The sequence below is a fragment of the Sinorhizobium sp. P24N7 genome, assembly GCF_042436655.1.
Lineage (GTDB): Bacteria > Pseudomonadota > Alphaproteobacteria > Rhizobiales > Rhizobiaceae > Sinorhizobium > Sinorhizobium meliloti_A.
Window position 1 is genome coordinate 77,771 of record NZ_JBHMIW010000019.1, and the last position, 24,436, is coordinate 102,206.

Here is a 24,436-nt window from a genome sequence, read left to right on the forward strand (position 1 = left end):
TCAGGCCTGTTGCTCGCTGATGAATCGTTCGAGTTCCGCGCGTGTCGAAGCGCCTTCCATAGGGCCGAAGTGCATGACGGCGCGGGCGCCGGAAGCGGCGGCGAATTCAAGGGCCTCGCGGGGGCTCGCCCCGTTGAGCCAGAAGCTGACGAAGGTGGCGCCGAAGCAATCGCCGGCCCCGGTCGGGTCGACCTCCTCGACAGGGAAGCCCGGCAGGGAGAGCGCCGTCACCGCATCGAAATAGCTGGCGCCTGCCGCGCCGCGTTTGACGACGACGGCTTTGATGCCGGATGCGAGGAGCTCCGCGACCGCCTGACCTTCCGTCTTGGCTTCGGTGAAGAGGAAAAGCTCGTCTCCGCTCGGCAGGAAGAGATCTGTCTCGGCGAGCACCGTAAGCAGCGCCTCGCGCATGCCGGGGCTTTTGAGGATCTCCGGGCGAAGATTCGGATCGAAGGAGACGGTGCCCCCGCCCGCCTTGACGATCCCGATCGCGGCGAGAATGCTTTCGACCACGCTCGGCGCGTAGAGCGACGAGCCCATGACATGGATATGGCTGCATTCGCCGACGAGTCGGGTCATTCGCTCGTCGAGCATGATCTTGCCGCAGGCGCTGTCGCGGATGTTGAAGACGAAAGCGCGGCTGCCATCGGGCCGGTAGCGGACGAAGGCGCTGCCGGTCGTGGCGAGCGGATCGACCTCGATGCCGGAAATGTCGACGCCGTCGCCCTTGAGGCGTTCGAGGTTGACCGTGCCGAAATCATCCCCTCCGACGCGGGAGATGATCGCGCATGGCTGACCGAGCTTCCCGGCCTGGTCGATGAATATGGCCGGTGCACCTGAAGGGAAGGGGCCGATGAGCGGCGTCGCCTGGCGGAACCCGTCACCCTTCTCGGTCGCGATGATTTCGACGAGAATCTCGCCGATCGTCAGTATCTTGTGCATGTGGATGTCACTCGTGTCGGGGTTCAGCGCTTTGCCTGCTTGGCGCGGACGTCGAGCCAGACGGCGACGAGGATCACCAGGCCCTTGACGATCAGCTGATAGAAGTAGGGGACGGAGAGCATGTTCATGCCGTTGTTCATCACGCCGATGATGAGCGCGCCGATCAGCGTGCCGACCATGGTTCCGACGCCGCCGGCAAGGCTGGTGCCGCCGAGAACGGCCGCGGCGATGGCGTCAAGTTCGTAGCTCATGCCCGCATTGGTCTGTGCGGAGAACAGGCGGGAGGAAAGCAGAATGCCGCTGATGGCCGCCATCACGCCGGAGATCATGAAGATCAGGATCTTCAGCCGGTCGACCTTGATGCCGGAGTAGACGGCCGCCTCGCGGTTGCCGCCGGTCAGATAGGCGCGCCGGCCGAAGCTCGTCTTGCTGAGCACGATCTGATTGATGACGAAGAGGACGGCGACGACCCAGATGATGATCGGCAGCCCCAGGAAACTCTCGGTGCCGATTGCGGTCCAGGTTTCGTTCTCGATCATGGCCGGCGCGCCGTTGGTGGGCAGGCTCACCATGCCGCGATAGATACCCATGGTCGCGACGGTGACGATGAAGGACGGCAAGAGCAGCTTGGCCGTCAGCACCCCGTTCAACATTCCCATCAGGGCGCCGGCAACGAGCGTCAGCGCGATCGCCGGCACGAAACCCATCCCGAAGGCAAAGCATTGCGCCCCGACCATTCCTGCCACCGCGATGATCGAGCCGACGGAAAGGTCGATCTCGCCGAGCAGGATCACCCACGTCATCCCGAAGGCCGCGATCGCGACAACGGCGACCTGCTGCAGGATGTTCATGAAGTTTACAACCGTCATGAAGCGCGGGTTGAAGAAGGAAAAGACGATGCAGAGCATCACCAGCGATAGGAAGATGCCGCCATATTGCTTGAGAGCCCGAACAAGGGCGGCTTTGGCTGCTGTGTTCTGTGTCATGATTGAAACCCTGTCGCGTGAGCCATGATCGTCTCTGGAGTGAGGGCGGAACCTTCGAGCGTGGCGCCGGGCGCGCCTTCATGCATGACGACCACGCGGTCGCTCATTCCCAGGACTTCGGGCAGGTCGGAGGAGATCAGCAGAATTGCCGTTCCCTCGGCCGCCAGCTGGCGGATGATCTTGTAGATCTCGAATTTCGCGCCGACGTCGACGCCGCGGGTCGGCTCGTCGAGGATCAGCACCCTGGGTCGCGTGAGCAGCCATTTGGCGAGCACGATCTTCTGCTGGTTGCCGCCGCTGAGCGCCCCCGCCGGCGTTTCCAGCGAGTTCGTCTTGATGGAGAGCTTCCCGACCTGTTCGGATGCCGCCGCCCGTTCCGCGCCGTTGCGGATGAAGCCCAAACCTCCGGCGAAGTTCGCGAGAGCCGCCATGGATATGTTCCACTCGACGCTGTGGCCGAGGACAAGGCCCTCTTCCTTCCGGTTCTCCGTGACAAAACCGACGCCGCGGGCGATTGCCTCGTCCGGGGAACGGAACCGCACGGACTCGCCATCGAGGCGAACCGTGCCTTCGGCGTTCTTCATGCCGAAGAGCGCGTTCATCACCTCCGAGCGGCCCGAACCGACAAGGCCGAAGAAGCCGAGGATCTCACCGGCGCGCACGTGGAAGGACACGTCGTGAAACTCGCCTTCGCGCGTCAACCGGTCGACTGCAAGGACCGGGGCGCCGTCCGCCGCCACACGGTGCATCGGCGGCGGGTAGATTTCGTCCATGCGGCGTCCGACCATCAATGCGATCAGCATCTCGATGGTGACTTCGTCGCGCGCATGCGTCGAGACATATTCGCCGTCTCTGATGACGGTGATGTCGTCGCTGAGCCGCATGATCTCTTCCATACGGTGCGAAATATAGATGATCGCGGCGTTGCGTTGCTTCAGCCGGCCGATGATCCCGAAGAGGATCTCGGCCTCGCTGTCGCTGAGCGAGGAAGTCGGCTCGTCCAGAATGACGACCTTGGCATCATGGCTCAGGCCCTTGGCGATCTCGACGAGCTGTCGCTGGGCGATCGAGAGATTGCCGACCTTCTCCGTCACGTCGATAGGAAGTCCGAGGTCGGCTACGATCTGTTGCGCCTTTGCGACGAGCGCCTTGTCGTTGATGAAGCCGAAACGGCGCGGCTCGCGCGTGGCGAGGATGTTCTCAGCGACCGTCAGATTGTTGCAGAGGCTCAATTCCTGGAAGACGATCGCCAGCCCGAGCGAGGCGGCCTCCTGCGGGTTGGCGGGCCGGTAGGCCTGCCCGTCGAGAACGATCTCTCCCGACGTCGCCCCGTGCACGCCGGCGAGAATCTTCATCAAGGTCGATTTGCCGGCGCCGTTTTCGCCGAGCAGCGTATGCACCCGGCCGCGCCGGACTTCGAGCCGCATCCCCTTGAGGGCGGCGACCTGCCCGAAGGACTTGGTGACATCGGTGATCTTGAGAATGGTATCCGCAGCGGAACCATGCATGGCGGGCCTCCTTCAGCCGGACCGGAGCGTATCCGGCGGCATGCGCCGGATACGCCCGTGGTATGCCGCCGCCAGCAGGCGGCAGCCGTCCTGGGAGGGACCTATTTCCCGGTGTAGACGCCCGGTACGATCGGCTGCTCGGCCGGTACCGTCTCTCCGGCGACAACCTTTACGGCGGTGTCGATCGCCTGTTTACCCATCTGGTCCGGGAATTGCTGGATCACGCCGACCATTACCGGATTGCCGTCGACGGCATCGCGTGCTTCCTTCATGCCGTCGAAACCGATGACCTTGACCTGCGATTCCAGTCCGGCAGCCTTGACGGCAACGGCCGCGGCAAGGGCCGCATCGTCGCCGAAGCCGAAAATGCCGGTAATGTCGGGGTTGGCCTGCAGCATGTTCTGTGCGGCGGCGAGGGCTTCGGCGCGGGTGATGCCCGTCTGGGTCGCGACGATCTCCATTTCCGGATGCTTGGCGATCGCTTCCTTGAAGCCGTTGACGCGATTGACCACCGACTGAACCGTCGGATAGTCGATAATGGCGACCTTGCCCCTGTTTCCGAGAACCTCGGCCATGAGCTCGCCCGCCTTCACGCCGCCGGTGAAATTGTCGGTGCCGATATGCGACGTCACCGTCGCCCCATTGGCCGGAACGTCGACGGTGATCACCTTGATGCCGGCCTTTTCCGCCTTTGCGATGGCCGCGCGTACGCCCTGGCTGTCGACAGGCGAAATGACGATCACATCAACGCCCTTGACGATGAAGTCCTCGACGTCGGCGAGCTGCTTGTTGAGGTCCTGATTGGCGATCGCCACTTCGAGCGCGACGTTCTTTTCCTTGGCTTCGGCTTTCATCGCCTCGGCGAGCTCAATGTAGAACGGGTGCTGCTGGGTCAGGAGCGATGCGCCGATGCCGTCGGCGAAGGCGCCGGATGCCAGCAAGGTGAGCGCGGTGCCGGCGACGAGAGTTTTGAGAATGCGGGGCATGTTCATGGTTTCCTCCCTTGGAAACGGCGGGCCTTCAACGTTTGCAACCAGGCAGGCGGGCCCTCCCGTCCCTGACCTTGGCAGGGAGTAAACACCATAAAACTTATCGCGCGTCAATTTTAAAAAGAACACACAACAACAAAAAGCAGCGCGCGAGAAAATATTAGCTTCGGCTTCGATCCCCCGGATATTGCGGCACCGGAAGGGGAGGCAACCACCCCTCGCGCCGGACGACCCAGATCTCGTATTGGGGATTGAGGGCGGCCGGGGCGTCGTCCAGTGACCCGACGCGAATTTCGGTTTCCTCTTCTCCCGGGTTGAAGAGCCGCGATCCGCAGTCGGGGCAAAAGCCACGGCCGGCGAATATCTTGACTTCGCCAGAGCTCTTGAAAGCCCGGGTGGGCCAGACGGCGAAGGTCACGAAAGAAGAGCCGCTTTCCCTGCGGCAGTCCGCACAATGGCAAAGTCCCACCCGCAAAGGTTCTCCGCGCACCTCATATCTCAGCGCGCCGCAAAGGCACCCACCTGTTCTCGCAATCATCTGCCGGCATCTCCAATCTGGCTAAGCATCGAGCGGGATCAAGGAAAGGCGCATGCCCGTTTCGACCCGCATCCGCTCCAACTCTTTCAGATATCCGATGGTTCATGATTTTGTTTGGCCGGACCGGAAGCCATCCCAGCCCGTCGAGGCGGTGCGGCCCTTGGGGAGCGGGAGGCGTGACCCTATCTAAGAGGCGGTGCAACCACCTGAAGGCGAACGCTCATGTCAGACAAGCCGATCAGAATTCCAGGCCCCGACCATCCGATCACTGTCGAACGCAATCCCCGGCGTGTTGTAGTCAGGCTCGATGGCCGCATCGTGGCCGATACGCGCGACGCGCTCACATTGCGCGAGGCGTCCTATCCGCCCGTGCAATACATCCCCCGCAGCGACGTCGACATGTCGCTGCTTGCGCGCACCGATCATGGGACCTATTGCCCCTACAAGGGCGATGCGTCCTATTACAGCATCGCAGCCGGTGGCGAACGGTCGAAGAATGCCGTCTGGACCTATGAGAATCCGCATGAAGCGGTCCGCGAGATCAAGGAGCACATGGCATTCTATCCGGACCGGGTGGATGCGATCGAGGAAATGTAGCGGCAGGACCCGCTCGTTCGGCTCGACTGTCTGCCCTTCTACGAGAAGGAGAGAACGGCCCGACCCAGTGATTGCTCGCCACGCCGGAGGTAATTCTTCACTCGACAACCGGGCTGTCAGGTCGCGCTTCCGGGATTGCCGCGGCTTTCCGCGACAATCCTTCCCCGAGGCGACGATTCCATCCTCGGGGTAGGCAGGCTTGAGTTCTGGTTTTTCGGTTCCATTTGATGCTTGCAGGCGCAACATTATGAAGCAGGTGGTCGAATGACGCGGAACATCATGGCACTGGCTTTCACGGCCGTAATCGGAATGTGCAGTGCAGGCGTGGCGCATGCAGAGCAGTTGGCAGCGAGATCGAGCACCAGCATAAAGAATGATCTCAACTATCTGATTTACAAGCCGGACGACTATGCGTCGTCCGGCAACGCGTATCCGCTTGTTGTGTGGCTACACGGCGGCGATCAGGGCGGTACCGATATCGAGAAAGTCAGATCGAGTGGCATTCCGAAATTGATCGAGGAGGGAAAGAAATTCCCCTTCCTGGTGTTTTCACCTCAGAATCCGAGTGAAGAGCTGCTTTATCCGATCGAGAAAGTCGAGGCGGCACTTGACGAGGTGATGTCGAAGTATCGCGTCGATCGCGCGCGTGTCTATGTCGTGGGGTTCAGCCGCGGCGCTTTCGCGGCTTGGGCCATGGCAGAACAGTTTCCCGAAACATTCGCCGCTGTCGTTCCGATCGCCGGCGGCGGCAATCGCCACTACCTTAGCAGAACAAATGAAAAGGCAGCCTTCTGGGTGTTCCACGGCACGAACGATCAAGTCATCCCTTTGTCGGATTCAGTCGTGCTCTATGAGCGGCTTGTGGGTCTGAAGCGTAATGCTCGTCTGAGTGTTTTGGAGGACGTGGACCACTCGGGCGTCGAGCGGGCCGCCTTGAACGATCCCGAGCTCTGGGACTGGCTTCTGAAACAGCGCCTTGAGGTCGCGCCTGAGTAAACCTGTCGATCCTCAGCGCTTACCGCGGAATGCGAACGGCGTCTGGTTGACGCCCGCTCCGATCAGAAAGGCCGGTGAAGCCGACACCGCCGCCAGTGAGCCGTACGGCAGCTAGCGGCTTTCTCGCAACAATCGGTTGCTTCCCTCCCTATCACAAACCTGCCGGGCTTCAGGTGAGTTTAGCGAGGATGTCGTCGACGACACTTGGGACGGTATACGCCGTGTCGATATTGATGCCGGCAGGAAGATACTTCCGGGTACGATGATAGCGGAGTACCAGGGCCCGCTCGGTCGGCTCGAAACCCGGCTCATTGGGCCGCCCATCCAGTCGTCGGTTCAACGTCTCAACGTCGATGTCGAGCACGAAAACCTTATCGAACAGGTCCAGGAATTTGTGGAAATTGCGCGAGCCGCCACAAAAGAACGTGGCGGGATGGGTGGTGTCGGCAGCAATAGCTCGGACCTTCTCGACAGACCAGATCCAGTGCGCGTATCCCCAAGCGATGCGGTCTGCGCCTTCGGGTGGTCCTGCGAGCGCCTGGCCTGTCTCGGGATCGCCGACATAGGCCAAAACGCGGTCACCGTGGACGACATGGTAGCCCCGCCGCTCCAGTTCGGTAGCGACAGACGTCTTTCCAGTACCCGAGCCGCCTTCGATTAGATAGTTCTTGATGCCCATGGGCCTTTTTTATCACCGCCTTCAATCCGGTGTGAAGACACTCTACCTGGGGTGTGCTCAGCAAGGGTATCGCCTTGCGGAAAGAAGGTACTCGCAAACTTCGAACCGCCAGCAAACAGCGCTGTCAACGGCACTCCGCTTGCTAGTGCCGCTGCCGCACCGATGCCACCCGAAGCTGCAAGATTCATCCTACCCCCGTAGCCATGCGGAAGAAGCGGCACGGTCCGTCGTCTTGCGGGAAGAAGGGGGACCCGGATTCGATCAGCACGCCTGCGCAAAGCGTTCATCAGCAGGTCCGCATCGAGACCTTCCGGCCCCTCGATCCAGACGGGCGTGCCGCCGAAAGCCGCACTCGTTTCGGTATCGGCGCGCCGATCTCCAACGGCCTCGGCATTTCGCCGCATTGTAGGAACAGCAGAGACCGACTTCACGTTTTGAAATGAACGGTCACCGAAAATGAGTTCCCATTCGGTGCCAGTGCGGTCATGTCTTTGCGACGCTCGTATGAGCCATTGCTCGACGACACACGAATCAAAGAGCTGACAGCATGGAAAATCCGGTTGCACTGAATCGTCTTTCCGAGAACACGGTCTTCCGTAAAGGCGATGTTTTCGTACTCTTCGGCGAACTGTTCGGCCGCGGATACGCCACCGGTTTGCTCGAGGAAGCTCGGCGGGCCGGAATGGAGATTGTCGGGATCACCGTCGGGCGGCGCGACGAGAACAACGCGCTTCGGCCGCTCGATGCCGAGGAACTGTCTTCAGCGGAGGCCCGGCTGGGCGGCAGGATCATCAACATACCTCTTATGGCGGGTTTCGATCTCGATGCGCCCGCAGACGGCCCAACTCCCACCGATCTCCTGGCAAAGATGACGCTTGAGAGCTGGGAACACGACAAGCTCGACTGGGACTATGTGAGGCAATGCCGCGACATCGCCACTGCGCGTTTTACGGAGTCGCTTGCAAAGGTCATGACCGTTCTCGACGGAATGATCGCCGCTGGCCGCAATGTTTTCTTCGCCCACACAATGGCCGGAGGCATCCCGAAGGCGAAGGTACTCTTGGTCGTCGCCAATCGAATCTACAAGGGAACCGGAACCCGCCACATGTCGTCGCAAACCTTGCTCGACAGTGATATGGGAAAACTCATCCTGCAGAATTTTGACGACGTCTCCGCAAACACCTTTCGCCATCTCATTGATTTCAGCGCGGCGATTCGCGAGCGCGTGGAAGCTTCGGGCGGTCAAATACGATATACGGCCTATGGTTACCACGGATCGGCGATCCTCATTGACGGAAGCTATTGTTGGCAGACCTACACCAACTACACCCAGGGTTATGCCAAGATGCGGCTCGAAGGCATTGCAGAGGAAGCCTGGGCGAAAGGCATCAAGGCAACTGTCTATAACTGTCCCGAAATCCGGACCAATTCGTCCGATGTGTTCACGGGTATCGAACTGCCCCTGATACCGCTGCTGCTTGCGTTGAAGAAAGAAAACGGTGGCCAATGGGCAGACGAACAGTGGCAGGCCTGCGAGCAGCTTCTGGCAGACGGCTTAACCATGAAGGATGTGTTCCGGAAGATCACCGACATGCAGGCCAGCGAGGTCATGCGCCCGTTCTATGAGTTTTCGGCATGGCCCATGGCAAACAGCCAGGCACAGGCCGATTTGACCATCGGCACGTCCAACGAAATCACCCGGATGCATCGGGATAGCAAGTTGATGATCAGCGATCTCCTGAGCGGTCTCGTCGTGAAGGCAACCGGGCAGCTGATTTTCGGCGAATCTTCCGAACCCTCCGGTCCCGTCCTGTGGCTCAACCACGATATCGTGGCTCGGCGACTTAACGCTTCCCACCCGCATGCGAAGGCTCCCGCGCCGCTTGTCACGCAGGGAACGGAATCCTCGCATCTTGAGATGGCGTGACGGGTTCCCAGCTTAGCGTGGAAGCTGGTGTTTTGGCCATGAAGCGACGATTCCTCAGACAGGAATGGGCCTTCATTTCCGCCACTGTCCGCCGTCTGCTTACGACGACATGATCTGCATGCCTAGATCGCGAAGAGGGGTGAGCAGATCCTCGGAACACTTCCTGCTCACAATAAGCCCGTCGACGTCATCGAAGCCAACGACGCTGTACGCGGAGACCGCACCGAGCTTTTCCCTCGAGCCAAGCACGACCGTCTCCGCAGCCTGCCGGCAGATCGCCCGCTTCACCGCCGCCTCCTCGCGGTCTCCCGTCGTCAGGCCGTGCTCTACATGGATACCGGTCACGCCCATGAAGTAGAGATCCACGCGGATCTGCGAAATTGCTTCGATGGCGACGGCGCCTACGGAGACGTTCGAATGCTTGTAGATGTGACCGCCGATAAGCTCCACATCCACCCCCGGATGATCAAGAAGAGCGGTTGCGACGTCGGGGCTGTGGGTCACGACCGTCGCCTTCAAGGCCTTTGGGAGGACGCGCGCGAGCCTGATTGTCGTCGTGCCTCCATCCAGGAAGACGATCTGTCCTTCCTTGACCATGCCGGCGGCGACCTTGGCGATCTCGGCCTTGTCGTTGACGGACACATTTCGGCGCGTGGGAAGGTCTTTGAGTGCCTTGGAGGCGGGGAGAGCGCCGCCATGCACGCGTTGAAGTAGTCCTTCGCCAGCAAGCTCCCGAAGGTCTCGCCGGATCGTGTCCTCGGATAGGCCCAGCTTCCGGCTGAACTCTTTCGCGACGATCCGGCCTTCCTTACCGAGGGCGTCGAGGAGCAGCGCCTTGCGCTCAGTGGTCAGCATGTGGAAGCTTCCTTTTCAGATACTGCAAACCTGGCAATAACCGCTGCAATTGAATCCCTAGCTCCTCGGAAGTGACTGCAGGAATTTCCCGAACGTGGAAGCTCGCCTTAACGCGCCCGTGATGCGTCCGTCGCCTATGCGCCGCATATTGCACGAACACAAATATCATGCAATATCGTGCATAACGTGATGGAGAACGTGTATGTCGGTTGCAGATCGGATTCGGATCGAGCAGGTGACCACCCTGTCGGACGACTGGTATGTCCTGAAGAAGACGACCTTCAGCTTCCGTCGGACGGACGGAGAATGGCAGAGACAGAGCAGGGAGACCTACGATCGCGGCAATGGCGCGACGATCCTGCTTTACGATTTGCAGCGCCGAAAGGTCTTGCTCACCCGGCAGTTCCGCTACCCTGCCTTCGTCAACGGGTATGACGATCTTCTGATCGAGACACCCGCTGGCCTTCTGGACAAGGCAACACCGGAAGAGCGGATCAAGGCGGAGGTGGAGGAGGAAACCGGATACCGCGTCACCGATGTCAGTCAGGTGTTCGAAGCGTTCATGAGCCCTGGATCGGTGACGGAACGGCTTCACTTCTTTGTCGGAGCCTATTCGGCCGCTGATCAAGTGTCGGAGGGCGGTGGCGACCCGGACGAAGGCGAAGACATCGAACGTCTGGAGCCGACAATCGAAGAGGCGCTGAGGATGATCGCCGACGGCCGGATCCGCGACGGCAAGACCATTATGCTGCTGCAATATGCGGCGCTGCACCTCTTCAAGGAGACCGCATGTTTACCTTGAGAGCGGCGAAATGCGAAGACCTTGCGCGCAACTTCGAGATCTGGTGCACCTCGGTTCTGGCGACGCACCAGTTTCTCTCGGCGGAAGACTTCGACGAGATCGGCGCGCTCGTCGAGAAGTCGTACCTGCCAACCGCAGGTTTCACAGTTGCGGTTGACGCAGATGACACCGCCCATGGGTTCATGGGCGCGACCGGAGATCATGTCGATGCCTTGTTCGTCCATGCTGAGAGTAGGGGTCAAGGCAGTCGATGAATGCTCCTAAATCGTCGACACTGACTTGAACATCAATAGCGCGATTCCCACAGGGTCGATCGCCCATCCAGACCGAAGGCAAATTCATAAGCGATGAGTTCAGATCCGTGCAGCATCAAGATTCGTCGGGCTATATCTACTGAACCAGAGGCTGTGGCATCTGTATTCCGGAGGTCGCGCCAAGCCTTTCTCCCCTACTTGCCAGATCTGCACACCTTTGAGGAAGACAAGGCCTACTTCCGCAACATCGTGTTCCGAGACTGCGATGTGTGGGTGGCTGACGAACAGCAGTTGGTCGTCGGCTTCTGCGCCTTCAAGCAAGGTTGGGTGGAACACCTTTACCTCCTGCCTGGCTATACGGGCCGTGGGATCGGCCGGAAGCTGATTGCGAAGGCGCAGGACCATTTCGACCATCTTCAGCTCTGGGTTTTCCAGGCGAACGTTGATGCGATCGCCTTCTACGAGCGAAACGGGTTCGTCAGGATTCGTGAGACGGACGGAACCGACTGTCAGGAGAAGATGCCCGATGCGCTATATCGGTGGGATGCCGGCGTGACAGCAGGCGTGTAACGTCGGTGTCGCGTCGGCCTCATGAAGCTTTAACAACGGCTTCGGGCGAGTCTCAGACCTCACACCGCGCCTCGGATGTCTGCTTCTCTCATAACCGCCCTAGAAGCAGAAGGTCCGCCTCCAGCCCCTTTTCACCCTCAACCAATGGCAACTCCCCACGTCTGCCAAAGTTGACACGGTGAATGCCCATGCGCAGATCGCGACTGCCCCCACTGCCACCGGAAGCTGCAAGATTCATCCTACCCCCGCTCCGCGATCCGCGCCGCGGTCAGAGCCACGCCGTCGGCTATGCGGTTGCGTGCAATCGACGAGTAGCCCATGCGGAAGAAGCGGCACGGTCCGTCGTCCTGCGGGAAGAAGGGGGATCCGGATTCGATCAGCACGCCGTCCTTGCGCAAAGCGTTCATCAGCAGGTCCGCATCGAGACCTTCCGGCCCCTCGATCCAGAAGGACGTCCCGCCGAAAGCCGCAGATCCTGCAATCTTCAATCCGGCATCCCGGAGGGCGGCGTCCATGATGATGTGGCGGCGATGATACTCCTCGCGCATCCGGTGCAGCACGGCATCATAGTGGCCGAGCGCCAGGAAATAGGCGGCCGTTCTCTGGAGGTGTCCCGGCGGATGCCGCAACATCAGCGCCCGTAGTGCCCGCGCCTCCCGGATCACGGCAGCCGGTGCCACCAGATAGCCAAGACGCAGGCCGGGAAACAGCGATTTGGAGAAACTGCCGATGTAGAAGACCCGCCCGCTGCGGTCGAAGGCCTTGAGGGCAGGGGAAGGGGGCGCCAGAAAGCTCATCTCGAACTCGTAATCGTCCTCGACGATTATGAAGTCCTTGGAGGCGGCCGCCTCGAGCAAGGCCGCCCGCCGCTCGATCGGCATCGTCGCGCCGGTCGGCGAATGATGGCTGGGCGTGACGAACACGGCATCAACCTCTTGCGGAAGCGTGGCGGGCGGCAGGCCGTCCCTGTCCACATCGACGAAGGTGATCCCGGCGCCGCTCAAGCGAAGCGATGCACTCATGTCGGGATGGCAGGGGTTCTCGCAGACCGCATGGGCGCCCTGACGCAACAGGAGCTGGATGACGATCCAGAGGGCGTTCTGCGCGCCCACCGTCACCAGGATCTCGTCGGGGTTCGCACGGATGCCGCGGCCCGGCAAGGTGCGCGAACAGATATAGTTGACGAGCTGGATGTCGTCCGCCGCCGCGAAGTCGCCCGCCATCAGCTCGAAATCCTCGCGCGCCAGCGCCCGTCGCGCGCAGTCGCGCCAGGCCGTGAGATCGAACAGTGACGGGTCCATCTGACCGTAAAGGAACGGGTAGGGATAGGCTCGCCAGTCGAGGGGCTTACGCATCTGCTTGGCCACGATGAAGGTCGAGCGCAACTTGGCCGACCAGTCGATCGCATCGGCCGCAGCATGGGCGGCCTGCATCGCGATCGCTGTCGTCGGGGGTTTGCCGGCGACACGGTAGCCGCTCCGGTTCGCCGCCTCCACATAGCCTTGGGAAGCGAGCTCCTGATAGGCGAGCGTTACGGTGATCCGCGAAATATTCAGATAGGCCGCAAGCTTGCGGCTGGAGGGCAATTGGGCGCCCGGCGCCAGGCGGCCCGACAATACGGCCGAAACGATCGTTTCACGGATCTGCGCCTGCAGGCCCGTTTGGCTGGCCCGGTCGAGGAAGAAGATCGTTTCCGAGACCGTCGAGCCCGCCATTGTTCACCTCCTCCAACTGGACTCATCTAACTTCCTATCTGGATATAAGGCAATCCGGGACGTGGGCATATTTCTATTCGGCAAGCAAAGACCGTCATTCAATGTACGGCGCGACCCCGCAAAAAGCGGGGCGACATAACCAAGAGGGTAACGACATGATCCACCTTAGAAGTTTCAAGCACTTATCCGGAGCCGTGGCCATCGCCGCCGGTGTCCTCACCTCCTTCGCCGCCCAGGCGGAAACCAGCGTCGTCGTGGGCTACCAGCAGATCGTCGGCCCGTTCATCTCGGCGATCGCCGATGGTCGTTTCGATGCGGCAGCGAAGGAAGCCGGCTATACGATCGATTGGCGCCAGTTCAGTTCCGGCGGTGACATTTCGACCGCCCTCGCTTCCGGAAACGTGCCGATCGGCGTCATCGGTTCGACCGGCACGACTGCCGCGGCGACCCGCGGCGTCGGGCTCGAACTTTTCTGGATCCTGGACAATATCGGCAAGTCGGAAGCGCTCGTCGCCCGAGAAGGTTCCGGCATCGAAAAGCCGGAAGACCTGAAAGGGAAAAATGTCGGCGTCCCCTTCGTCTCGACGTCGCACTTCCATCTGCTGGTCGGCCTCGAGCAGGTCTGGAAAACCGATCCGCGGGAAGTGAACATCCTCAACATGAAGCCGCCGCAGATCGTCGCTGCCTGGCAGCGCGGCGATATCGATGCCGCCTATGTCTGGCCACCGGCGCTGTCGGAACTCCTGAAGAGCGGCAAGGTCATCTCCGATTCCGAGACGATCGGCGCGGCGAGCGTGCCGACCTTCGACGGTCTCGTGGCCGACAAGGAATGGGCCGAGCAAAACCCCAAATTCATGGCCGCCTTCACCAAGGTGCTCGCGGACGCCTATGCCGATTACAAGGCGAACGGCAGCGGCTGGAAGGCTGACTCGCCGCAGGTCCAGGGCATGGTCAAGCTGATCGGCGGCGACGCCGAGGGTATCGTCCAGGCTTTGAACCTCCTGTCCTTCCCGACCGTCGACGAACAGGTCTCCGATCAGTGGCTTGGCGGCGGCGCTGTCCGGGCGCTGGAGGCGAGCGCCAAGTTTCTGGTCGATCAGAAACAGATCGACACCGCGCTCGACGACTACGCGCCCTTCGTCAACAGCTCATATGCGAAAGAAGCCTCCAAGTAGCAGACGACGCGCGCTCCCGCCCGCGCGCCGTGCGCGGTCAGGAGCGCCGCTGATACCCTCGACACAGCACTTTCCAGGAAGGCCTGCGACATGGAAACGCTTAACGTCAGCAATGTCAGTCTGACCTATCCCGGTCTCTATTCGGACCAGGCGGTCATCGCGCTCAAGGGCGTGGATCTCGAAATCAAAAGCGGCGATTTCGTCGTCGCCCTCGGTGCGTCCGGATGTGGCAAGACCACGCTTCTCAACCTGATGGCGGGGTTCATGGCGCCGAGCGCCGGGGAAATCATGCTGGGCGACCGCCGCATCACCGGCCCCGGTGCCGACCGTGGCGTCGTCTTCCAGAAGCACGCGCTGCTCCCTTGGCTTAACGTCATAGACAATACCGAGTTCGGATTGAAGCTCAGGGGTGTCGACAAGGCGACCCGGCGGGACCTGGCGACCAGAAATCTCGCGCTTGTCGGGCTGCAGGATTTCCACCGGCACATGATTTATCACCTCTCCGGCGGCATGCAGCAGCGTGTCGGCATCGCCCGCGCGCTCACCTGCGATCCGGCGATGCTGCTCATGGACGAGCCGATGGCTGCCCTCGACGCGCTGACGCGCGAGACCATCCAGGAATTGCTGCTCGAAGTGTGGCAACTCACCAACAAGATGTTCTTCTTCATCACCCACAGCGTCGAGGAGGCGCTGTTCCTCGGCTCCAGGCTGATCGTGATGTCGCCCCGTCCGGGCCGCATCACCCATACCTACGAGCTCGATTTCAACAAACGCTTCCTGGAGAACGGCAATGCACGCGCAATCAAATCCAGCCGCGACTTCATCGACATGCGTGAAGAAATCCTCGGCATCATCTATGGCGACGAGCGCCAGTCCGGGAGCCCGGAGATCCTCCATGCTTGAGGGTGTCGCAAAGAGCAAACCGGTTCGTCCGGGCAGGATCTACGGTGCGCCGGGCGACGGCATGAGCGGCCACATCAGCCTGCTCACGGCTCTTGCGTTCATCGCGCTCTGGCTGCTCGTGACCGAAATGGGCTGGATCAAGCCGCTGTTCCTGCCGTCGCCGCTCGCCGTCTGGGACAAGTTCGTGATTGCGCTTACGGAAGGCGTCTCGAACTCCACTTTGGCGCAGCATACCCTGTCAAGTCTCGGCCGCGTGCTCGGAGCTTTCCTGCTGGCACTCGTCACGGCCGTTCCCGTCGGCATCCTCATGGGCGTCAACCGGGTGGTGCGCGGTCTCTTCGACCCGATCATCGAATTCTACCGGCCGCTGCCGCCGCTCGCCTATCTGCCACTGATCATCATCTGGCTCGGAATCGGCGAATTCCCGAAAGTGTTCCTGATCTATCTGGCGATCTTCGCGCCGATGGCGATCGCCGCCAGAGCCGGTGTCCGCTCGGTCTCGACGGAACAGATCCATGCGGCCTATGCGATGGGCGCGACGCGAGCCCAGGTGATCAGGCACGTGATCCTGAAGGCTGCCCTGCCGGAGATATTCACCGGCATGCGTATCGGAATCGGCGTCGGCTGGACCACGCTCGTCGCCGCCGAAATGGTGGCCGCCCATCGTGGCCTCGGCTTCATGGTGCTGAATGCCGCCGAATATCTCGCCAGCGATACGGTCATCATGGGCATCGTCGTCATCGGCGTCTTCGCTTTCGCCTTCGATCTCATGATCCGCTACCTCGAAAAGGCGCTCATTCCCTGGAAGGGCAAAGTGTGACGGCAGCCGATCGGACGTAGTGGGCGCCGCCCCGGACAACCTCTTCCAACCCATTTCAAACGGGCTTAGCGCCGCCCGCCCGGCGAAGCTATGCCCATGCATCAACAAAGGAATTTCGACATGACTGCCGAAGATCTCGCAAAGCTTTTCGACGCCTTCAACAGGCACGACATCGACGACGTCATGGCCTTTTTCGCCGCCGATTGCGTCTTCAACGCCGTTGCCGGGCCCGAGGCCTGCGGCAAGCGCATCGTCGGCGCTGCGGCGATTGCCGATGCCTTCTCAGGTGTATGGACGGCAATGCGGGATGCCCATTGGGATCATCACAGCCACTTCGTCCACGCTGATCGCGCCGTCTCCGAGTGGACGTTCTCAGGCACCAATGAGGACGGCTCGCGCGTCGTCGCGGAAGGCTGCGATCTCTTCACGCTTCGCGACGGAAAGATCGTCCGCAAGCAGGCATTCCGAAAGAACCGGCCGCTCATCGAACCGCAGCCGAGATACTGAGAGCCTCAGGGCAGGATCACGACATGGAACATCAACTGGCCAGACCGATCGCATCGCGGAAGCCGTTCGATCCGACCTATGATCCGATCCGCGCGCCTAATCCGGGCGACGGCAAGGACTATGCGCCGACCTATTGGATCGGCACGGCCGGCACTCCGCCTGCCGACGACGGACCCGTCACACGCGATATGGACGTCGACGTCGCTGTCGTCGGCTCCGGATACACCGGGCTCTCCTGCGCGATCCATCTGGCCCAGGAGCATGGCATCAAGGCGACGGTGCTGGAAGCCAATGGCGTCGCCTGGGGCTGCAGCACCCGCAACGGCGGTCAGGCGCAGATCTCCGCCGGCCGGCTCAAGCGTTCGCAATGGATCGAGCGCTGGGGCGTCGATGTCGCCAAAAGGCTGCATGGCGAAATCAGCGAAGCCTTCGATCTCTTCCGGGACCTGATCCGCTCGCCCGAGATCGACTGCGACCCTCAGGACGGCGGCCATCTTTATATCGCCCACCGCGACAAGGTGTTGCCGGCGCTCGAAGCCGAGTCGCGGCTTCTCAACGGGGTTTTCGGCTACCGCTCGCGCATGGTCGGCCGCGATGAGGTCCACAGCGACTTCGTACGCGACGAGGAGGCGAGGGGGGCGATGTACGAACCGGACGGCATGGGCATCCACGCGGCCAAGCTCGCCTTCGGCTACCTCAGTCTGGCGCGCAAGCTCGGTGCGCGGGTCCACACGGCAAGCCCCGTTCTCGGCTGCGACTGGAAAAACGGAGCCTATCATCTGACGACGCCGGGCGGCACCGTTCGTGCGCGCGCCGTCTGCATTGCGACGGCAGGCTATACCTCGCCGGACCTGCATACGCTGACGCGGCACAGGCTGATGCCGATCCTCTCGAACTCGATCGTCACACGCCCGCTGACCGAGGAAGAACACGCCGAACTGAACTTCAAGACCCGGATCCCGCTCACCGATACGCGCACGCTGCGCCACTACTACCGGATGTTGCCGGACGGTCGCGTGCAGATCGGCAGCCGCAGCGCCATCACCGGCCGCGACGCGGTCAACCCCAAACATCTCGATCGGCTGCTCGAAGGGCTCTACCGAAAGTTCCCGATCCTGAAGGGGATCACGATCGACTACTCCTGGTGGGGCTGGGTCGATGTCAGCCACGACATGATGCCGCGCATCTTCCGCCCCGACCCGAAGCAGCCGCTGTTCTACGCCATGGGCTATGGCGGCAACGGGGTCATGTATTCCGCCCAGGCCGGCCGCCGCATGGCCCAGATGGTGGCGGGCAAGGGCGGCGCCCTCGATCTGCCGATCTTCACGTCGCCGCTGCCGAGCCATGGCCTGCTCACGCCTTTCAGACGCCTCGGCCAGTGGGGCATGTATCGCTGGTACTACCTCAAGGATGAAATTCTTTAGCCGCCCGGTCGGCCTTACCCTCAACGCGAAAGGAACATGACATGAAAATGACGACCGAAGAGGCGTTTGTAAAAGTCCTGCAGATGCATGGCATCGAGCATGCGTTCGGGATCATCGGCTCGGCGATGATGCCCGTATCGGACCTGTTTCCGAAGGCGGGCATCCGGTTCTGGGACTGTGCCCACGAGACCAATGCCGGCATGATGGCCGACGGCTTCAGCCGTGCGACCGGCACGATGTCGATGGCGATCGGCCAGAACGGGCCCGGCGTGACCGGTTTCATCACGGCCATGAAGACGGCCTACTGGAACCATACGCCACTGCTCATGGTCACGCCGCAGGCCGCCAACAAGACCATCGGCCAGGGCGGCTTCCAGGAAGTCGACCAGATGGCTATGTTCGAGGAGATGGTCTGCTATCAGGAGGAAGTGCGCGATCCGAGCCGCATTCCCGAGGTCCTTAACCGGGTCATCGAAAAGGCATGGCGCGGTTGTGCACCGGCGCAGATCAACATCCCGCGGGACTTCTGGACGCAGGTTATCGACGTGGATCTGCCGCGCATCGTCCGCTTCGAGCGGCCGGCGGGCGGACCCGCGGCCATCGCCCAGGCCGCGCGGCTGCTTTCGGAAGCGAAGTTCCCGGTCATTCTCAACGGCGCCGGCGTCGTCATCGGCAACGCCATCCAGGAATCCATGGCACTTGCGGAGAAGCTGGATGCGCCGGTGTGCTGCGGCTATCAGCACAACGACGCCTTTCCCGGCAGCCACCGTCTGTCGGTCGGACCCTTGGGCTATAACGGCTCCAAGGCGGCGATGGAGTTGATCAGCAAGGCAGACGTCGTGCTCGCATTGGGTACGCGGCTCAATCCCTTCTCGACGCTGCCTGGCTATGGCATCGACTACTGGCCGAAGGATGCGGCGATCATCCAGGTGGACATCAATGCCGACCGGATCGGCCTGACCAAGAAGGTGACCGTCGGCATCTGCGGCGACGCGAAGCAGGTGGCGCAGCAGATTCTTCAGCAGCTTGCGCCGGCCGCCGGCGACGCGAGCCGCGAGGAGCGGAAGGCGCTGATCCACCAGACGCGCTCGGCCTGGCTGCAGCAGCTCTCGTCGATGGACCATGAGGATGACGATCCGGGCACGGAGTGGAACGTCGGCGCACGCCGGCGCGAGCCCGATCGCATGTCGCCTCGCCAGGTCTGGCGGGCGATCCAGGCCGTGCTTCCGAAGGAGGCGATCATCTCCACCGACATCGGCAACAACTGCGCGATCGGCAACGCTTATCCGAGCTTCGAACAGGGCAGGAAATATCTGGCGCCGGGCATGTTCGGCCCCTGCGGCTACGGTTTCCCGTCGATCGTCGGCGCCAAGATCGGCTGCCCGCACGTGCCGGTGGTCGGCTTTGCCGGGGACGGCGCCTTCGGCATCTCGATGAACGAGATGACGTCGATCGGTCGCGAGGGCTGGCCGGCCATCACCATGGTGATCTTCCGCAACTACCAGTGGGGGGCGGAAAAGCGGAATACGACGCTCTGGTACGACAACAACTTCGTCGGCACCGAGCTCAATCCGAACCTGAGCTACGCCAAGGTTGCAGATGGCTGCGGCCTCAAGGGCGTAACGGTCGACACGCCGGCCGCACTCACCGAGGCACTTGCGAAGGCGATCGAGGACCAGGCCAGGGGGATCACCACCTTCGTCGAGGTTATCCTCAACCAGGAACTCGGTGAGCCCTTCCGCCGCGATGCGATGAAGAAGCCGGTAGCGGTGGCCGGCATCGACCGCGCCGACATGCGCACCCAGCGACCTATGTAAGAAGCTCTCGCGACTCGCTCGGCGGTGGTCGCCGCCGAGCTCACTCAACGGAAAGAAAAGATGGACGCGATCCCCAAAACCGAGCGACGGAAGCAATCCCTGTCAGCCGTCCTGTCGACCTATGGACCGGGTCTCCTGGTGACGGCCGCCGTCGCCATGGCTGCCCAGTTCCTGTCGGAGCATTACGGGGCGCCGGCGATGCTGATGGCGCTGCTGCTGGGGATCGCCTTCCACTTCCTGGCGGAAGAAGGACGTTGCGTCGCGGGCATCGAGCTTTCGGCAAAGCTGATCTTGAGGATCGGTGTGGCGCTGCTCGGCATGCGCATCAGCGTCGATCTTCTGATCGGCCTCGGCGCCGGCACCATTCTGCTGCTCGTCTCGGCGATCGTGGCAACCATCCTGTTCGGCCTCCTGGCCGCCCGCCTGCTTGGCCGGGGCTGGCGTCTCGCCCTTCTCACCAGCGGCGCGGTCGCCATTTGCGGCGCTTCGGCCGCCATGGCCATCGCCGCCGTGCTGCCCCGCAACGAATTTTCCGAGCGCAATCTTATCTTCACCGTGCTGTCGGTGACCGTGCTCAGCACGCTTGCGATGATCGGCTATCCGATCGTCGCCGAGTATCTCGGGCTTGACGGCCAAGCCACCGGCATCTTTTTCGGCGGCACGATCCATGATGTCGCCCAGGTGGTGGGAGCCGGCTTTTCGGTCTCTCCGGAGGCGGGCGAGACCGCGACGCTCGTCAAGCTCATCCGGGTGACGATGCTGGCGCCGGTGGTCCTGATCTTTTCCCTCGCCCTGCGCGGCGTTCCGCAGGAGGGCGCGTCCATCGGAAAGCGCGCGCCGCTCGTGCCGGGCTTTGTCCTGGCGTTCCTCGTTCTCGCGGGCTTCAATTCCGCCGGGCTGGTGCCGGTGCTCGCAAGCGAGGTCGGGATGGCCATATCCAGATGGGCACTGCTGGCGGGCATCGTGGCCGTCGGCATGAAGACGTCGCTGCGCCGCGTCCTCGAAGTCGGCGGAGATGCCGTTGCCCTCGTCGTGGCCGAAACGCTGTTCATCGCCGTCTTCATACTCGCCGGCATGTATTATCTGGGACACAGCTGATGAAACCTCTCGATCGCATCATCGACGCCGCCAGGAAAGCGCCGCGGCACATCGTCCTTCCGGAAGGCGAGGACCCGCGGATCGTCGCCGGCGCCGTGCAGGCGAGGCGGGAAGGCGTGGCGGAGATTACGCTGGTCGGAAACCGCGAGGTGGTTGCGCAGAGGCTCGCAGCCCTGGACGCAATCCCGCAGGAATTCCGGATCGAGGACCCGGCGTGCTCTCCGCTTACCGATGATTTCGCGACCGCCTATCTGGAGCACAGAAGGAGCAAAGGCGTCGACGAGACCGCGGCTCGGGCCGCCGTTCTGTCACCGCTGACCTTCGCCGCGATGATGGTGCGCGAAGGAATGGCCGATGGGACTGTCGGCGGCGCGGTCGCAACCACCGCAGACACCGTTCGTGCCGCATTGCAGGTGATCGGCAGGGCGCCCGGCGTCGGGCTCGTGTCCAGTTTCTTCCTCATGATGCTCTGCGAGCCCCATCACGCCAGGAAGGGGGCCTTCGTCTTTGCCGATTGCGGACTGGTCGTGGACCCGGACGCAGCCGGTCTCGCCGACATCGCGCGCATGTCGGCCAAGTCCTTCGAAAGGCTTGCCGGAGAACGGGCAAAAGTCGCGATGCTCTCCTTCTCGACAGGCGGCAGCGCCGCTCACGAGCGCGTTTCGAAGGTCGTCGAGGCGACCGGCATGGCGCGGCGCGCGGAGCCCGATCTTATCATTGACGGCGAATTGCAGTTCGACAGCGCCTTCGTCGAGGCCGTCTGTCTGACCAAGGCGCCGCATTCGGCGCTGCGCGGGGAGGCCAACGTCTTCGTGTTTCCGAACCTCGACGCTGCCAATATCGGCTACAAGATCGCCCAGCGGATCGGCGGCGCGACGGCAATAGGACCGATCCTCCAAGGGCTTTCACGGCCTGCCAACGACCTTTCGCGCGGCTGCAGTGCGGCCGACGTCTTCCATATGATTGCCGTGACGGTGGTTCAGGCCGCCTGACGCCAGTTTCGCCGCGCCCGTCCATCTCAGGGCTCCACAAAAAATCACAAATCGCAAATTAATCGCGTGCGTGGTGTCGGTTCAAGGAGAGGACGAAATGCAGGGCCGTCTGATGCACCAAAAGCGGGCTGCGAGATTGCGGCCGCCGTGACACCAAGGGGAGGTCATCCCCCTAACAGCAATGACGGGCACCGCGGAAGGGGACAATCCTGTGCCCATCAAGGCCAGTTGCCGGGCAAATGCGTCCGCGTTCGGCCCGAAGCGGATTTCTGCTGAGACAGGAAACGGGTGGCGACCGGCCTGAGGGCGCAATAGCCATCTCCTGCATCATTAACAGGAGATGAAAATGGAACTGGCTAACAAGACTTTGATCGTGACCGGAGCCAGCAGTGGTGTCGGAGCAGCCGCCGCCAGATTGTTTGCATCCGAGGGGGCAAATGTCGTTCTGGCCGCGCGACGATCTGATGAACTTCAATCGGTTGCCGAGGACATCACCAGAGGCGGCGGCAGCGTCGTGTACCGTGCGGGTGATGTACTGGATGAAGCCTATGCAGGTGTGCTGACCGAGTTGGCCCTGGAGCGTTTCGGCAGCCTGCATGGGGCTTTTAACAACGCAGGCGTGGTGGGTGACATGGTGGCGGTACCTGACATGTCCATTGACAACTGGAACAGAGTAATCTCGACAAACCTAACCAGCGCCTTCTGGGCGGCCAAGGCGCAGGTTCCAATTCTGAAGGAGCAAGGCGGCGGCTCTATTGTCTTCACGTCCTCTTTCGTCGGGTTCAGCAACGGCGGACTACCAGGCATGGCAGCCTATGCCGCGTCCAAGGCAGGGTTGAATGGGCTTGTCCAATCGCTTGCCGCTGAGCATGCCAGAGAGGGCATCCGTATCAACGCGCTGCTGCCCGGAGGGACAGTCACCCCGGCAGGTGGCGAAGGTAATCCTGAAGCTTTAAAGTTCGTCTCTGACCTGCACCCCATAAAGAGAATGGCTTCGGCTTTGGAGATCGCTCAAGCGGCACTCTTTCTTCTCTCGGATCGGTCCCAGTTCATGACTGGTAGTCCCATGATCGTTGACGGGGGCATGTCCGTCCGCCTCTTATAGTTCATAGGATCGGGTGTCGCAGTGCCGGGAGCATCTGCGACACCAAGAGGACCCATTGCGGTCACTGGATCGGACTGGCCGCTATTGGGCAGGCGAGTCGGAGAGCTGCCCCTGATTGGCGGCAAAGTCCCCGGCGCACAGTTCACGAATTTCGGCAGATTTGAGCCCATCCGACTTCCTCAAAGTCGGACCAGCAACCTATCCAGCGCTTCGCCTACAAGGGCGGGAACGGCCGCCGGATCGTCAAGGTATGCGGCTTCGAGCAAGCCGTCTGATACGGCGACAAGCAACGAGGCAGTAACGGAAGGGGTCGGATCGCCGTCGGCCTGAAGGAGGTCCCGGAGGACACCGTAATACCAGGCGCGCCACGCTTCAATGGCTTGCCGCACGGGACTTTTAGGGGCTGGATATTCGGCCGCCGCGTTGAGAAACGGGCATCCACGCCAACCTCCCGCGACCACGGCCTCGCTGATGCGCCCCATGATAGCGGCGATCCTGTCCCGTGGAGGCTGCTTCGGCAGCGCTGCGACTGCCGCCCGCCCAAGCCGGTCCTGCTCCTCGATATAGGCGAGGACGAGGTCATCCTTCGATGGGAAGTAATTGTAGAACGTCGCCTTGGCCACGCCCGCCTCCGCGATGATGCGGTCGATGCCGACTGCACGAATGCCCTCGGTATAGAAAAGACTAGTGGCGGTATCGAGCAAGCGGCGGCGTGCGGCGCTTGCCTTGGAATCGGTCGGCGACATGGCTTTTTTCATGCGGTTGACTCTAACAGACAGGTCTGTATACTGCAACTAGACAGACCTGTCTGACTAGGAGGAGATTATGCAAACGATCGAGACAGCCGAGATCATGCGCAGGTTCAACCAGGCGTTCCGCGATCACAAGCCCGCTATCCTCAAAGACCTGATCGCCCCGGACTGCGTGATGGAGTCCATTCAGCCCGCACCCAATGGAACGCGATACGAAGGCTATGACGCCTGTCTCGCGTTTTGGGAGGTTCTGGCCGCCGACAGGACTGCTCACTTCGACGTCGAAGACGCGATCGCAATGGGCGACCGGGCGATCATCCGCTGGCGTTTTAACTTCGGCTCCGGGGGTTCGCTCCGGGGCATCAACCTGATGCACGTCCGGGACGGCTTGATCGTCGAGGCGCTGGGTTATTCAAAAATTCCCGGCCAGTCGGCGCCGCTTCCTGAGTGACAGCAGCAACCCATCCACACGTTTCAGGGAGCAA

25 protein-coding genes and 1 pseudogene are annotated in these 24,436 nt (G+C 61.8%); 16 read left to right on the top strand and 10 right to left on the bottom strand.

Annotation, left to right across the window (positions count from 1 at the left end):
• The 5 genes from ACFHWW_RS28135 to ACFHWW_RS28155 form a co-directional block, all read right to left on the bottom strand.
• A complete protein-coding gene (locus ACFHWW_RS28135) occupies positions 1-942 on the bottom strand; it encodes a sugar kinase (RefSeq protein WP_100670267.1) in 942 nt (313 codons plus the stop codon).
• A gap of 23 nt (positions 943-965) precedes the next feature.
• Positions 966-1,928 (bottom strand): ABC transporter permease, encoded by a 963-nt coding sequence (locus tag ACFHWW_RS28140; protein ID WP_100670268.1) that lies wholly within the window; start codon positions 1,926-1,928, stop codon positions 966-968.
• Positions 1,925-3,436: a sugar ABC transporter ATP-binding protein gene (locus ACFHWW_RS28145; RefSeq protein ID WP_100670269.1), complete on the bottom strand. Its 1,512-nt coding sequence runs from the start codon at positions 3,434-3,436 to the stop codon at positions 1,925-1,927. Before ACFHWW_RS28145 ends, ACFHWW_RS28140 begins: the two co-directional genes overlap by 4 nt.
• A 101-nt stretch (positions 3,437-3,537) precedes the next feature.
• Positions 3,538-4,428: a substrate-binding domain-containing protein gene (locus tag ACFHWW_RS28150; protein WP_100670270.1), complete on the bottom strand. Its 891-nt coding sequence runs from the start codon at positions 4,426-4,428 to the stop codon at positions 3,538-3,540.
• A 157-nt stretch (positions 4,429-4,585) separates the two neighbouring features.
• On the bottom strand, positions 4,586-4,963 hold the full coding sequence (locus ACFHWW_RS28155) for a GFA family protein (RefSeq protein ID WP_379942391.1): 378 nt from the start codon (positions 4,961-4,963) through the stop codon (positions 4,586-4,588).
• A gap of 222 nt (positions 4,964-5,185) precedes the next feature.
• On the opposite strand from ACFHWW_RS28155, the gene ACFHWW_RS28160 reads away from it, so the two are divergent.
• A complete protein-coding gene (locus tag ACFHWW_RS28160; RefSeq protein ID WP_100670272.1) occupies positions 5,186-5,560 on the top strand; it encodes a DUF427 domain-containing protein in 375 nt (124 codons plus the stop codon).
• 264 nt (positions 5,561-5,824) lie between these two features.
• Complete coding sequence (locus ACFHWW_RS28165; RefSeq protein ID WP_100670273.1) at positions 5,825-6,556, top strand: dienelactone hydrolase family protein; 732 nt, start codon at positions 5,825-5,827, stop codon at positions 6,554-6,556.
• A 169-nt stretch (positions 6,557-6,725) separates the two neighbouring features.
• On the opposite strand, the gene ACFHWW_RS28170 is transcribed toward ACFHWW_RS28165, so the two are convergent.
• Both ACFHWW_RS28170 and ACFHWW_RS28175 read right to left on the bottom strand, forming a co-directional pair.
• Entirely contained in the window at positions 6,726-7,235 is a 510-nt protein-coding gene (locus ACFHWW_RS28170) for a nucleoside kinase (protein WP_100670274.1), read from the bottom strand.
• Positions 7,236-7,419: 184 nt separating this feature from the next.
• Positions 7,420-7,588: pseudogene (locus ACFHWW_RS28175) on the bottom strand (GntR family transcriptional regulator); the annotation flags it as partial.
• Positions 7,589-7,782: 194 nt separating this feature from the next.
• Between ACFHWW_RS28175 and ACFHWW_RS28180 the strand changes: the two are divergent.
• Positions 7,783-9,162: an enoyl-acyl carrier protein reductase FabMG gene (locus tag ACFHWW_RS28180; RefSeq protein ID WP_379942394.1), complete on the top strand. Its 1,380-nt coding sequence runs from the start codon at positions 7,783-7,785 to the stop codon at positions 9,160-9,162.
• A 99-nt stretch (positions 9,163-9,261) separates the two neighbouring features.
• Here ACFHWW_RS28180 and ACFHWW_RS28185 read toward each other — a convergent pair whose 3' ends face one another.
• Complete coding sequence (locus ACFHWW_RS28185; protein WP_100670276.1) at positions 9,262-10,017, bottom strand: DeoR/GlpR family DNA-binding transcription regulator; 756 nt, start codon at positions 10,015-10,017, stop codon at positions 9,262-9,264.
• Positions 10,018-10,219: 202 nt separating this feature from the next.
• On the opposite strand from ACFHWW_RS28185, the gene ACFHWW_RS28190 reads away from it, so the two are divergent.
• The 3 genes from ACFHWW_RS28190 to ACFHWW_RS28200 all read left to right on the top strand — a co-directional run bounded on the left by ACFHWW_RS28190 (position 10,220) and on the right by ACFHWW_RS28200 (position 11,643).
• Positions 10,220-10,819, top strand: coding sequence for an NUDIX domain-containing protein (locus ACFHWW_RS28190; RefSeq protein WP_379942396.1), 600 nt, complete (start codon positions 10,220-10,222; stop codon positions 10,817-10,819).
• The gene (locus tag ACFHWW_RS28195; protein ID WP_198516633.1) at positions 10,807-11,073 is read left to right on the top strand and encodes a hypothetical protein; all 267 of its coding nucleotides are present in this window, start codon (positions 10,807-10,809) and stop codon (positions 11,071-11,073) included. Before ACFHWW_RS28190 ends, ACFHWW_RS28195 begins: the two co-directional genes overlap by 13 nt.
• A 93-nt stretch (positions 11,074-11,166) precedes the next feature.
• Positions 11,167-11,643 carry a GNAT family N-acetyltransferase gene (locus tag ACFHWW_RS28200; RefSeq protein WP_272939025.1) on the top strand — a complete coding sequence of 159 codons (477 nt, stop codon included), beginning with the start codon at positions 11,167-11,169 and terminating at the stop codon, positions 11,641-11,643.
• A 239-nt stretch (positions 11,644-11,882) separates the two neighbouring features.
• Here ACFHWW_RS28200 and ACFHWW_RS28205 read toward each other — a convergent pair whose 3' ends face one another.
• A complete protein-coding gene (locus tag ACFHWW_RS28205) occupies positions 11,883-13,358 on the bottom strand; it encodes a PLP-dependent aminotransferase family protein (protein ID WP_379942399.1) in 1,476 nt (491 codons plus the stop codon).
• A 155-nt stretch (positions 13,359-13,513) separates the two neighbouring features.
• Here ACFHWW_RS28205 and tauA point away from each other — a divergent pair, with 155 nt between their 5' ends.
• The 9 genes from tauA to ACFHWW_RS28250 all read left to right on the top strand — a co-directional run bounded on the left by tauA (position 13,514) and on the right by ACFHWW_RS28250 (position 23,199).
• Positions 13,514-14,533: a taurine ABC transporter substrate-binding protein gene (tauA, locus tag ACFHWW_RS28210; protein WP_018098778.1), complete on the top strand. Its 1,020-nt coding sequence runs from the start codon at positions 13,514-13,516 to the stop codon at positions 14,531-14,533.
• A 90-nt stretch (positions 14,534-14,623) separates the two neighbouring features.
• Positions 14,624-15,436: a taurine ABC transporter ATP-binding protein gene (locus tag ACFHWW_RS28215; RefSeq protein WP_324763703.1), complete on the top strand. Its 813-nt coding sequence runs from the start codon at positions 14,624-14,626 to the stop codon at positions 15,434-15,436.
• Positions 15,429-16,256 carry an ABC transporter permease subunit gene (locus tag ACFHWW_RS28220; protein ID WP_100670280.1) on the top strand — a complete coding sequence of 276 codons (828 nt, stop codon included), beginning with the start codon at positions 15,429-15,431 and terminating at the stop codon, positions 16,254-16,256. Before ACFHWW_RS28215 ends, ACFHWW_RS28220 begins: the two co-directional genes overlap by 8 nt.
• A gap of 120 nt (positions 16,257-16,376) precedes the next feature.
• On the top strand, positions 16,377-16,763 hold the full coding sequence (locus tag ACFHWW_RS28225) for a nuclear transport factor 2 family protein (protein WP_102762634.1): 387 nt from the start codon (positions 16,377-16,379) through the stop codon (positions 16,761-16,763).
• Positions 16,764-16,786: 23 nt separating this feature from the next.
• Positions 16,787-18,187, top strand: coding sequence for an NAD(P)/FAD-dependent oxidoreductase (locus ACFHWW_RS28230; protein WP_379942402.1), 1,401 nt, complete (start codon positions 16,787-16,789; stop codon positions 18,185-18,187).
• A gap of 41 nt (positions 18,188-18,228) precedes the next feature.
• Complete coding sequence (xsc, locus tag ACFHWW_RS28235) at positions 18,229-20,004, top strand: sulfoacetaldehyde acetyltransferase (RefSeq protein ID WP_379942404.1); 1,776 nt, start codon at positions 18,229-18,231, stop codon at positions 20,002-20,004.
• A gap of 60 nt (positions 20,005-20,064) precedes the next feature.
• On the top strand, positions 20,065-21,102 hold the full coding sequence (locus ACFHWW_RS28240; protein ID WP_102762613.1) for a YeiH family protein: 1,038 nt from the start codon (positions 20,065-20,067) through the stop codon (positions 21,100-21,102).
• Complete coding sequence (pta, locus tag ACFHWW_RS28245; protein ID WP_379942406.1) at positions 21,102-22,094, top strand: phosphate acetyltransferase; 993 nt, start codon at positions 21,102-21,104, stop codon at positions 22,092-22,094. Before ACFHWW_RS28240 ends, pta begins: the two co-directional genes overlap by 1 nt.
• Before the next feature lie 346 nt (positions 22,095-22,440).
• Positions 22,441-23,199, top strand: a complete 759-nt coding sequence (locus ACFHWW_RS28250) for an SDR family oxidoreductase (RefSeq protein WP_379942408.1) — start codon at positions 22,441-22,443, stop codon at positions 23,197-23,199.
• A 179-nt stretch (positions 23,200-23,378) separates the two neighbouring features.
• Here ACFHWW_RS28250 and ACFHWW_RS28255 read toward each other — a convergent pair whose 3' ends face one another.
• Positions 23,379-23,957: a TetR/AcrR family transcriptional regulator gene (locus ACFHWW_RS28255; RefSeq protein ID WP_379942410.1), complete on the bottom strand. Its 579-nt coding sequence runs from the start codon at positions 23,955-23,957 to the stop codon at positions 23,379-23,381.
• A 67-nt stretch (positions 23,958-24,024) separates the two neighbouring features.
• On the opposite strand from ACFHWW_RS28255, the gene ACFHWW_RS28260 reads away from it, so the two are divergent.
• Positions 24,025-24,402, top strand: coding sequence for a nuclear transport factor 2 family protein (locus tag ACFHWW_RS28260; protein ID WP_379942412.1), 378 nt, complete (start codon positions 24,025-24,027; stop codon positions 24,400-24,402).
• The last annotated feature ends 34 nt before the right edge of the window (positions 24,403-24,436 follow it).